The 6,143-nt window shown below is 65.5% G+C and carries 8 protein-coding genes; 2 read left to right on the top strand and 6 right to left on the bottom strand.

Translation table 11 applies throughout. The annotated features are described in order from the left end of the window. Positions 1 to 754, top strand: a 754-nt coding sequence (locus tag AKL29_RS44395; protein WP_430648850.1) for a hypothetical protein, incomplete at its 5' end; no start/stop codon positions are given. Positions 755 to 880: 126 nt separating this feature from the next. On the opposite strand, the gene pip is transcribed toward AKL29_RS44395, so the two are convergent. From pip to pqqA, 6 genes are all read right to left on the bottom strand, one after another. Further along, on the bottom strand, positions 881 to 1,852 hold the full coding sequence (pip, locus tag AKL29_RS04230; RefSeq protein WP_050383240.1) for a prolyl aminopeptidase: 972 nt from the start codon (positions 1,850 to 1,852) through the stop codon (positions 881 to 883). Continuing rightward, positions 1,842 to 3,074 carry a pyrroloquinoline quinone biosynthesis protein PqqE gene (gene pqqE / locus AKL29_RS04225; protein ID WP_050383239.1) on the bottom strand — a complete coding sequence of 411 codons (1,233 nt, stop codon included), beginning with the start codon at positions 3,072 to 3,074 and terminating at the stop codon, positions 1,842 to 1,844. The genes pip and pqqE overlap by 11 nt, the downstream gene beginning before the upstream one ends. Continuing rightward, positions 3,071 to 3,379, bottom strand: coding sequence for a pyrroloquinoline quinone biosynthesis peptide chaperone PqqD (pqqD, locus tag AKL29_RS04220; RefSeq protein ID WP_028332665.1), 309 nt, complete (start codon positions 3,377 to 3,379; stop codon positions 3,071 to 3,073). The genes pqqE and pqqD overlap by 4 nt, the downstream gene beginning before the upstream one ends. A gap of 10 nt (positions 3,380 to 3,389) precedes the next feature. Beyond that, a complete protein-coding gene (pqqC, locus tag AKL29_RS04215) occupies positions 3,390 to 4,145 on the bottom strand; it encodes a pyrroloquinoline-quinone synthase PqqC (RefSeq protein ID WP_028342422.1) in 756 nt (251 codons plus the stop codon). Between the two features lie 20 nt (positions 4,146 to 4,165). After that, positions 4,166 to 5,095 (bottom strand): pyrroloquinoline quinone biosynthesis protein PqqB, encoded by a 930-nt coding sequence (gene pqqB, locus AKL29_RS04210; protein WP_050383236.1) that lies wholly within the window; start codon positions 5,093 to 5,095, stop codon positions 4,166 to 4,168. 159 nt (positions 5,096 to 5,254) lie between these two features. Further along, positions 5,255 to 5,335 carry a pyrroloquinoline quinone precursor peptide PqqA gene (gene pqqA, locus AKL29_RS04205; RefSeq protein ID WP_035635412.1) on the bottom strand — a complete coding sequence of 27 codons (81 nt, stop codon included), beginning with the start codon at positions 5,333 to 5,335 and terminating at the stop codon, positions 5,255 to 5,257. Between the two features lie 327 nt (positions 5,336 to 5,662). On the opposite strand from pqqA, the gene AKL29_RS04200 reads away from it, so the two are divergent. Beyond that, on the top strand, positions 5,663 to 5,920 hold the full coding sequence (locus AKL29_RS04200; RefSeq protein WP_028332662.1) for a DUF6894 family protein: 258 nt from the start codon (positions 5,663 to 5,665) through the stop codon (positions 5,918 to 5,920). The last annotated feature ends 223 nt before the right edge of the window (positions 5,921 to 6,143 follow it).

Genomic DNA, 6,143 nt, shown 5'->3' with positions numbered 1-6,143 from the left:
CGGGCACACCGGGTGCGCATACCCTGCCGGGCGCGAAAAATGGACCGCCGCTGCCGCAGTCGGCAACCGCACCGGCCAATGCCATGCAGCATGGCGCTGTGCCGCCGGGAGCCGCACAACCCGGCGCCGCGCAACCGGGGACAAAGCCGAATACGGTGGTGCCGGGCAAGCCGGCGGCTGCCATGGCGCCTGCCAATGCGCAGCCTGCTCCTCCGGCCAAGCCCGGTGTCGCCCCGGCGACAAACGCGCCCGCCTCACCCGCGGCCGCTGGCAAGCCAGGAGCGCGACCGCTTCCGCATGCGGCGACCGCTCCGACCGCAAACGTGAAGCCCTCGACGGCGCCGTCGCCGGCGAACCGCGCGATGTCGACACGGCCGACCCCGGCCGCGCGCCCGGCACCCGCGCGCGCGGCAGTGTCGCCGGCGCCGGTCTCGCGGCCCGCGCCGGCGCATGCGGCAGCTCCGCCGGTCCATGCCGTAGCTCCGCCAGTCCGGGCTGCGGCTCCGCCGCCGCGGCCGGTTGCCCCGCCACCTCGTGCTGCGGCTTTGCCGCCGCGTCCGGCCCCGGCACCGGCTCCGCGCGCCGCGCCGCCGCCACGGCCGGCGATGCAGGTGCAACACGCAGCGCCGCCACCGCGGATGGCGGCGCCGCCAAGGCCCGCGGCCGCGCCACGGGCAGCGCCGGCATGTCCTCCCGGCAAGTGCAAACATTGAGGGAAGCAAGGGAGCCGGTCGAGTTCTTCACCGGCTCTTGATGTCGAGGGTGTTCCGGCGGCGGGTCTAAAGCGCGATGAGATTAGGTTGAATCGTCATCGCGCTTTGGCCTTTTGTTTGAGCATGATCTTTTCGGAAAACCGCTTCGCACTTTTCCGGATCATGCTTTAGCGCTTGGCCGCCAGATCCGCGATCGCCTTCATCACGGCGTTGCGGATGCCGGGATCGTAAAGGATATGGCCCGCGCCATCGATGATGCGGACCTCGCTGCCCGGCCAGCGCGCGGCGAGCGCGTGCGATGTCGCGGGCGGGCACAACAGATCGTAACGACCCTGCACCAGGATGCCGGGAATGCCGGCGAGCCTGCCGGCCTCGTCCATCAATTGACGCGGCCGCATGAAGCAATTGTTGGCGAAGTAATGCGCCTCCATGAACGGCGTCGAGGGCAGGGCGCCCGAGGCCTTGAGGTCGAGCCGCGTCTGCTTCGGCGTGTGCTCCGACAACGCGCGTTCGGTGTCGTGCCAGGCGCGCGCGGCCGGCGCGTGCACGGCGGCGTCCGGATCGAGGATGCGGCGATAATAGGCCGCAAGCGGCGATGCGCGCTCGCTCTCGGGCAGGACGTTGAGGAAGTCCTCGTGGAGGGCGGGATAGAAGCGCGGCAGGGCGCGCAGGAAAACGTCGTCCAGCTCCTCGGCTGTGCCGAGAAACGTCGCGCGCAGCACCAGCCCGCTGACCCTGTCAGGATGGGCCTGCGCATAGGCCAGCGCCAGCGTCGCGCCCCAGGAGCCGCCGACCACCATCCAGCGCGCGAAGCCGAAGCGCTCTCGGATCTTCTCCATGTCCGCGATCAGGTGCTGCGTCGTGTTGTTGTCGCGGCCGCCCTTCGGCCGGCTGCGACCGCAGCCGCGCTGGTCGAACAGCACGGCGTGAAAGCGCTCGGGATCGAACAGCCGACGATGATCGGGCTGGCAGCCGCTGCCGGGGCCGCCATGCAGATAGACCGCGGGGATGCCGCCCTCGCGCCCGACGCTCTCGACATGGAGATCGTGGCCATCGCCGACGTCGAGCCATTCCGACGTCAGCGGCGCAAAGGGATCGGCACGCCTCGCGGCCTTGCCGACGTCGGCGTCAGGCGCCATTGCGCTTGTCCTGGGATTCGTTCCGGGGGTCGTCCGTCTCCAGCGTGCCGCCGGCGAAGTTGCGATACAGGAAGCGGTTCTGCGTGCCGGCGGATTCCCGCTCGGCCTGCTTGAAGATCTCCTCGTGTCGCGGCGACAGCGCGCAGGCCGGGTCGGTGTTGCCGGCATCGCCGGTCAGCGCAAAGGCCTGGCAGCGGCAGCCGCCGTAATCGATCTCGCGGAATTCGCAACTCTTGCAAGGCTCCGGCATCCAGCCGGTGCCGCGATAGCGGTTGAAGGCCTCGGAGTTCTGCCAGATCCAGGCGATCGAATGATTCGAGCGCACCGATTCGAATTCGAGACCGGTGATGCTCTCGGCGGCGTGGCACGGCAGCACCTTGCCGGCCGGCGAGATGTTGAAGAACTGCCGGCCCCAGCCGCCCATACATTTCTTCGGCCGCAGCGCGTAGTAATCCGGCACCACATAGTCGATCGCGAGCGTGCCCTTCAGGCGCACCTGGGCTTCCTCGACGATGCGGCTGGTCTCCTCGATCTGCTCGATCGTCGGCATCAGCGCGGCGCGGTTCTTCAGCGCCCAGCCGTAATACTGCACGTTGGCGACCTCGAGCCGGTCGGCGTCGAGGTCGACCGCCATCTGGATGATATCGGTCAGCTGATGCAGGTTCTGCCGGTGCATCACCGCATTCACCGTGAGCGGCAATTCGAGCTCGCGCGTCCATTTCGCGACCTCGAGCTTCTTTTTGTGCGCATCCTTCAGCCCTGCCACGCGGTCGGCGACGCCGGGTTCATTGCCCTGGAAGCTGATCTGCACATGGCTGAGGCCGGCGTCGGCCAGCGCCGAAAGCTTGTCCCTGGTCAACAGCACGGCCGAAGTGATCAGGTTGGAATAGAGCCCGACATCGGTCGCGTGCTGCACCAGCTCGACGATGTCCTTGCGCGCGGTCGGCTCGCCGCCGGAGAAATGGATCTGCAGCACGCCGAGCTCGGCAAGCTCGCTCAGCACCTTCTTCCATTCGTCTGACGTGAGCTCGGTCGAGCCGCGGTCGAGCTCGACCGGGTTGGAGCAATAGGGGCATTGCAGCGGGCAGCGGTGGGTGACCTCGAGGAGCACCGCGAGCGGGATGCCGTAGGTCTCGGCTGCCGAGCGCGTTTGTTCGAGCACCGCGAGCCCGTCGGTTGGGCCTGCTGTCGTCGTCTTGTTGTCGGCGAGCGTGTCACTCATGCTGTGCTCTCGCGCGCTTCGGTGAGAAAACCCTTGTCGGCCAGATCCTGCAGCATCGCGATCACGTCGGTCGCGATCGCCTCGCGTGGGGCGGCGTATTTTTCCGCGAGTTGGTCCACCATCTCGGCGACACTGCGCACGCCGTCACACAGCTGCAGTACCTCGACCGCGATGTCGTCCGGCGCCAGCACGCGCTCCGGCGCCAGGATAACCCAGACCTGCCGCGTCTCGTCGAATTTCAGCTTGGTATGGCGCGGCAGTTTCGGCCGGCTGGTCTCGCTGACATTGATGTTGCGGCTGGCCATGATCGTGTCTCTAACCTGTCTTCGGCACGAAGGCGCCGGGCGGAATCTGGCCGTCGACATACGCATGATACAGCGCGTCGAGTTGCACCCACAGCACGTTGGTCTTGAAGATCAGCGCGTTGCAGACCGCTTCGCGCTCCGCCGGCGTCCTGGCGTGCTGCTTGACATAATCAAGCGCAAAGCCGGCGTCGCGCGGCGCCTGGGTCAGGCGGCGGCTGAAATAGCTCATGATGTCGGGGTTGACGAAGTCGTAGTGCTTCAGCATCCCCGAAATGCGCTCCTCGTGCAGGTTCGGCGCGAACAATTCGGTGAGCGAGGAGGCGATCGCCTCCAGCGGGGTGCGGTCGCGGCAGAAATGCACATAGGCTTCGACGGCGAAGCGCGTCGCCGGCAGAATGCCTTCGGTGGACTCCACATAGGCAGTGTCGAGGCCGAGGCCTTCGGTCAGCTTCAGCCAGCGCTCGATGCCGCCTTCATTGCCGAGATCGCCGTCGTGATCTTCGATACGGTGGCGCCATTCGATCCTTGTGTTGCGGTCGCGGAAGCGCGAGATCACCATCGCGTCCTTCAGCGGGATCGTGCTTTGGTAGTAATAGCGGTTCAACGCCCAGGCCTGGACCTGGCCCTTGTTGAGCTTGCCGCCGTGCAGCAGGCGGTGGAACGGGTGCAGGCTGTGATAGCGCGTGGCACCGATCGTGCGCAGCGTCGCCTCCATCTCCTCGGCACTGTCGAGCGTGATGCCCTTGCCGATCGAGAGCGCGGTCATTCCGGTGGTAGGCACGACATTCACAGCACGATCTCCGTTCCGTCGGAGGGAATCTGCCAGCCCGCCTGTTCGGCCGCCTTGCGTTCGGCCGAGGTCCCAAGCAGCGCCGGGTTGGAGTTGTTGATATGCAAAAACACTTTTCGTCCGATGTCGAGCCCGGCGAGGCTGGCGATCGCACCCTGATCGCCCGACATCGCGATATGGCCCATGCCCTGGCCGGTCTTGTTGCCAAGGCCCGCCGCGATCAGTTCGTCGTCGCGCCACACCGTGCCGTCGAAAAACACCAGCGGGGCGCCCCTGAGCCGGGATTTCAGGTCGTCAGTCACCCGTGCGCAGGCGGCCAGGAAATAGAAATATTTGCCGCTGCGCCTGTCCGCAATACGCAGGCCGAGCGTATCGCCGACGCCGTCGGCGCCCGCCGGATGCGCCTTGCCCTCGAGATACCATGCGCCCTTGCCGGGAACCTCAAACGGCAGCACCTCGAGCCCGGACGGCGATCCGTCGGGCAGGGCCGGTTCGAAGGCCTGGTCGACCGCGATCGGCCGACGGTCGACGTTCTTGTCACTGAGCACGTTGAAGATGCTGTTCGAGCGCAGGATCGCAAGCACCCGCTCATGCGCGTAGATCGTGAACGGCGATCCCTCACGCATCGACAGCAGCCCTGCGACCGCGTCGATCTCGCCATTGGTGAGGATGACGCCCGCGATCGGACTATGGCGCAGTGCGCCAGGCCTCGGATGCAGCTGCGACGTGGCAATCAGCTGCTGGCGCAGATCCGGGGAGGCATTGACCAGGAACCAGTGCACGCCATCGCCGCTGACGGCGATCGAGGCTTGCGTGCTCTGCAGTTCGGGATGGTTGCTTCGCGCCGTCCTGCAGACGGCACAGCCACAGTTCCACTGCGGAACGCCGCCACCCGCTGCGGCACCCAGGACGACGACACGAAGCATGATCCGTCCCCTGGAGAAGCTTGGCCTGGAGAAGTTTGTTGGACCCAGAAACGTTACGAGGTGGACCCCGGATTTGAAACACACTCCCTTGTTCGGGAGCGCGTTACGCCCGGATGTCCACCTGCGCTAAAACGCTAAACGTGTAGAGGGCGCTGCCGCTTACTTGCGGGTTGCGCACATATACATGTTGATTTCCATGCCGACCGACACTTCGACGATCTTCGGTGCTTTCCAGGCCATTTGGCTCTCCTTGTTGCAACCGGACGAACTTTCCGCCCTGCAGGCTAAATTACTGTGGTTGGAAAAGTTCGCCAGTTAAATTTTCTGTAAGGTGCCGCCTCGAAGGGGCATGCTGCACTGCGGCAAGAAAATCCCGCCCACTCACAAATTTGTGCGCGCGTTTCCCGTCAAAAGCCCGTGGCATCAGACCTTTTTCCTGTTGTTCGCCACACGGTGAATGGTGATGTTGGCTTAAGTAAGCAGGGGCCCCGCGGTCCTCCGAAGGTCCTGGTGACGATCCTGTGCTTCCCGGTGACGGGAGGCGACTAACCGAGCCGAGTTCAGCCGATGCCACGCTATTTCTTCAACACCCGTATCGGCGACGAGCTGATCTCCGATCCCGACGGCGAAATCCTGCGGGATCCGGATCGTGCGTGGGAAATGGCGCGTGCGATGATTCGCGAATTGCTCAAGACCGAGGGCGCCGACGGCGCGCTGCTCAGCGCCGTGATCGAGGTGACCGACGACGAGGGCGAGGTCGTGCTGGAGTTTCCATTCACGGAGGCGATTCTCGATCGCCCGGACCGCTCGATGACAAGGCACTGACGCGCGCTGGCCCGCAGCGCGGCCACAACCATGCGTTGGCCGATGCCAGCATGCTTCCGATTGCAATTGTCCGGACAAATTCACAAGACTATGAACGGAAAGCCGAACGGCGCCGGGCGACGTCAATGGCGCAATTAACAACGGCTTCCACCCAGGGGAGATCTTCATGAAAAAACACTCGTTCGCACCGCGCAGCTTGCTGCTCGCGGGGGCCATGCTCGGG

The sequence above is a fragment of the Bradyrhizobium pachyrhizi genome (assembly GCF_001189245.1).
In the GTDB taxonomy this organism is placed as follows: Bacteria; Pseudomonadota; Alphaproteobacteria; order Rhizobiales; family Xanthobacteraceae; genus Bradyrhizobium; species Bradyrhizobium pachyrhizi.
The sequence above is the reverse complement of the archived record's forward strand: the minus strand, read 5'-3'. Positions and strand labels throughout refer to the sequence as shown.

Bases quoted from the DNA above. Each gene is read 5' to 3' on its own strand.
- pqqA (WP_035635412.1), bottom strand. From the start codon at position 5,335: ATGGCCTGGAAAGCACCGAAGATCGTCGAAGTGTCGGTCGGCATGGAA.
- pip (WP_050383240.1), bottom strand. From the start codon at position 1,852: ATGGCGCCTGACGCCGACGTCGGCAAGGCCGCGAGGCGTGCCGATCCC.
- pqqE (WP_050383239.1), bottom strand. From the start codon at position 3,074: ATGAGTGACACGCTCGCCGACAACAAGACGACGACAGCAGGCCCAACC.
- pqqD (WP_028332665.1), bottom strand. From the start codon at position 3,379: ATGGCCAGCCGCAACATCAATGTCAGCGAGACCAGCCGGCCGAAACTG.
- pqqB (WP_050383236.1), bottom strand. From the start codon at position 5,095: ATGCTTCGTGTCGTCGTCCTGGGTGCCGCAGCGGGTGGCGGCGTTCCG.
- AKL29_RS04200 (WP_028332662.1), top strand. From the start codon at position 5,663: ATGCCACGCTATTTCTTCAACACCCGTATCGGCGACGAGCTGATCTCC.
- pqqC (WP_028342422.1), bottom strand. From the start codon at position 4,145: ATGACCGCGCTCTCGATCGGCAAGGGCATCACGCTCGACAGTGCCGAG.